Source organism: Aeromonas sp. Prich7-2, from assembly GCF_017939255.1.
Classification (GTDB): domain Bacteria; phylum Pseudomonadota; class Gammaproteobacteria; order Enterobacterales; family Aeromonadaceae; genus Aeromonas; species Aeromonas caviae.
In genome coordinates this window covers 1-3,318 of sequence record NZ_JAGKRI010000280.1, presented here as the reverse complement: position 1 = coordinate 3,318, position 3,318 = coordinate 1, and the positions used below count along the sequence as shown (strand labels likewise).

2 protein-coding genes and 1 pseudogene are annotated in these 3,318 nt (G+C 63.1%); 1 reads left to right on the top strand and 2 read right to left on the bottom strand.

Annotated features, from left to right (window positions below):
• Window positions 1-141 precede the first annotated feature (141 nt).
• The gene (locus tag J9892_RS21645) at window positions 142-1,431 is read left to right on the top strand and encodes a sigma-54 dependent transcriptional regulator (protein WP_210538970.1); all 1,290 of its coding nucleotides are present in this window, start codon (window positions 142-144) and stop codon (window positions 1,429-1,431) included.
• Between the two features lie 98 nt (window positions 1,432-1,529).
• Here the strand turns inward: J9892_RS21645 and ybaL are convergent, their stop codons facing one another.
• Together ybaL and J9892_RS21635 are read right to left on the bottom strand one after the other, a co-directional pair.
• Window positions 1,530-3,161: a YbaL family putative K(+) efflux transporter gene (gene ybaL, locus J9892_RS21640; RefSeq protein WP_039039338.1), complete on the bottom strand. Its 1,632-nt coding sequence runs from the start codon at window positions 3,159-3,161 to the stop codon at window positions 1,530-1,532.
• A 25-nt stretch (window positions 3,162-3,186) separates the two neighbouring features.
• Window positions 3,187-3,318, bottom strand: a pseudogene (locus tag J9892_RS21635) (IS5/IS1182 family transposase); the annotation flags it as partial.

Sequence of the window (3,318 nt, the reverse complement as noted above, 5' to 3'; positions counted from 1 at the left end):
TAAGAAGTTGCTTGAGGTACTGGGTTGCATTGATAATAGTCATGGCTTCGGGCGTGTCGGTTTTTTTTTGCGATTAAATCAGATCACAAACGAAGCCTTTTTTCTATCTATTTCAATTGGTTGTAGCTAAAGATCCTGTACATGTTGTTGCTCATCAATTCATGTGCCGTACTGGAAAGCCTGCTGGAACAAGGCGAGTGGCAGGTGGAGCAGGCAAGCTCCCTGGTGGTGGCAGAGAAAAAACTGCAGGAAAAGGACTATCCCCTGGTGCTGGTGGTGATCGAGCATCAGCAGCACGAAGCCCTCTACAACCTGATAGCGCAGCACTCCGGCGCCTTGTGGATCGGCCTCATCCAGCGGGACTGTCTCGCCAGCGAAGCCCTTCGCAATCTGCTGGCCGCCTGTTTTCATGATTTTCACACCTTTCCCCTGGACAGAGACAGGCTCTCCCACAGCCTGGGACATGCCCTGGGGATGGCGCGCCTCATCCGGCGACACCGCCCCCGACTGCAACCCCAGCTTCGTTTCATCCAGGGGGAGAGCGCCCCCATTCGCCAGTTGCGCGACCAGATCGTGCGGTTGCAGCATTGCCGCCTGCCCGTACTGGTGACAGGACCGAGCGGCACGGGCAAGGAGCTGGTGGCCCGGGAGCTGCACTACAGCACGTTCGGGGAGGAGAGCCCCTTCGTGGCGGTCAATTGCGGGGCCATGCCCCATCAGCTCATCCAGTCCGAGCTGTTCGGCCACGTCAAGGGGGCCTTCACCGGGGCACAGCACCACAAGATAGGCAAGATAGAGGCCGCCGATGGCGGCACCCTGTTTCTCGACGAGATAGGGGAGTTGCCGCTGGAGGATCAGGCAGCCCTGCTGCGCTTCTTGCAGGAGCAGTGCATAGAGGCGGTGGGCAGCCACCTGTCGCGTCGTGTGGATGTGCGGATCATCGCGGCCACCAATATCGATGTGGAGCAGGCGGTGGCCAGCGGCGGCTTTCGCATGGATCTCTACTACCGGCTCAACGTGGTGCGCCTGCGCACCCCGGCCTTGTGCGAGCGGGCGGAAGACATCCAGCTCCTTGCCGATGACATTCTGGCGGAAGTGCGGGGCGGGCGGGTGCTCAGCTTCACCCGCAAGGCGCGCCAGGCCATGCAGTCCTATGGCTGGCCGGGGAATGTGAGGGAGCTGCGCAACCGGGTGCAGCGGGCGGCTGTCATGTGCAGCGGCCCCTTCATCGAAGCCGATGACATGGAGCTGACCAACATGGACAGCCTGCTGCTCGACGGCTCGCTCAAGGCGGTGCGCGAAGCGGCGGAGCGTCAGGCCTTGCAACGGACGCTGGCCCGCTTCCCCGATCAGCTCGAGGAGGTGGCCCGCACGCTCGACATCTCCCGGGCCACCCTCTATCGCCTGCTGGACAAGCACGATCTGCTGTGAGGGGACGGCCGTATCACCCCGTCATGCAAAAAGCCCGGGCAGCAGGCCCGGGCTGCTTGTCTGGCCCCGTCGTGGGGGCTCGTGACTTCCGATGATCTTCAGGCCATCTCCATGGCGAGGTGACAGAGTCGCCGCGCAGCCTCCTCCTCGCTCTTGACCACCTGATGCACGCCGCGCACGCGCAGATGATGCACCTCCTCGTGCTGGTGGGCACAGGCGGCGATGCGCATCAGGGCGCCGTATTCCTGCGCCCTGATGGCTATCTCACCGGCCAGCAGGCTGTCATCCAGGGTGATCAGTAGCCAGCTGGCGTTGGGCAGCGCCGCCGTCAGCAGATCCTGCTGGATGGGATGGCCCGCCAGACAGGTGATCCCCATGGCGCGCCAAGGGGCCAGCAGTCGCTCATCGGTGTCGATCACCACCATCTCCCTGCCTTGTTCATGCAACTGCCAGATGAGGTGCTGACCTATCTCGTCGGCGCCCACTACCACCACATGGCCCTGCAAGGGGCAGAGGTGAGGTGACTCATCGGTGCGTGGCTCGGGATGGCGCCTCAGCCAGCGCTCCACCTGGTTGAAGACCAGTGGATTGAGCACGATGGAGAAACAGGCGCCGACCAGCACCAGATCCCGGGCGACCCCGGGGACCAGTTCGAGCATGACCCCGAGACCCATCAGGATGAAGGAGAACTCACCCACCTGGGCCAGGCTGGCGGAGATGGTCAGCGCCGTGCGCTGACTGTGGCCAAAGAGCCGCACGATGGCGAAGGCGGCCACCGATTTGCCGATCACGATGACGAACAGGGTGGCCAGCACGGCCAGGGGCTCGCGCAGCAGGATGACGGGGTCGAACAGCATGCCCACGGAGACGAAGAAGAGCACAGCGAAGGCGTCCTGCAGGGGCAGGGTGTCGTTGGCCGCCTTGTGGCTCAGATGGGAGCTGTTCATCACGACGCCGGCGAAGAAGGCGCCGAGGGCAAAGGAGACGCCAAACAGCTTGACGGCGCCAAAAGCGATGCCAAGGGAGCAGGAGAGGACGGCCAGGGTGAACAGCTCGCGGGAGCCGGTGGCGGCGGTGCGGGCCAACAGCCAGGGGATGAGGCGTCGCCCGCCGATGACCATCAGGGCGATGAAGGCAGCCACCTTGGCCAGGGTCAGGCCGATATCCGCCATCACCTGGGCCGGGGTCAGTGCCTCGCCCCCCTGCTGCAGGTTGGCGAGGATGGGGAGCAGTACCAGGGCCAGCACCATCACCAGATCCTCCACGATGAGCCAGCCGATGGCGATGCGTCCCTCGTTGGTGTCGAGCTGGCCGCGACTCTCCAGGGCGCGCAGCAGCACCACGGTACTGGCGGTGGAGAGGGCCAGGCCAAACACCAGGCCGGCGGTCACGGTCCAGTCGAGCAGTTGGGAGAGGCCAAGGCCGAGCAGGGTCGCAAGGGTTATCTGGACGATGGCTCCCGGGATGGCGATGTGTTTCACCGACAGCAGGTCTTTCACGGAAAAGTGCAGGCCGACACCAAACATCAGCAGGATGACGCCGATTTCGGCCAGCTCGGGGGCGAGCCGCAGATCGGCGACATAGCCCGGCGTAAAGGGGCCGCATACCACGCCGGCCGCGAGGTAGCCCACCATGGGGGAGATGCGCAGGCGGCTTGCCAGCATGCCGAAGAGGTAGGCCAGCACGAGGCCGCCTACCAGGGTGGTGATAAGGGGGAGTGAGTGGTCCATGTCGTCACCTCGCTAGGCTGTGTTCTCAAAATGCTGGTTTTCTGTCCACACATAACTCGCGCAAGTAGCGAAGGCAGAAAGCCAGTTTGATAAAGGCTGCAAAACTCTTGGCTAGCTTTTCATATCTCGTTGAAAACCGGCGAAACTTCTTCAACCA

Bases quoted from the DNA above. Each gene is read 5' to 3' on its own strand.
- J9892_RS21645 (WP_210538970.1), top strand. From the start codon at position 142: ATGTTGTTGCTCATCAATTCATGTGCCGTACTGGAAAGCCTGCTGGAA.
- ybaL (WP_039039338.1), bottom strand. From the start codon at position 3,161: ATGGACCACTCACTCCCCCTTATCACCACCCTGGTAGGCGGCCTCGTG.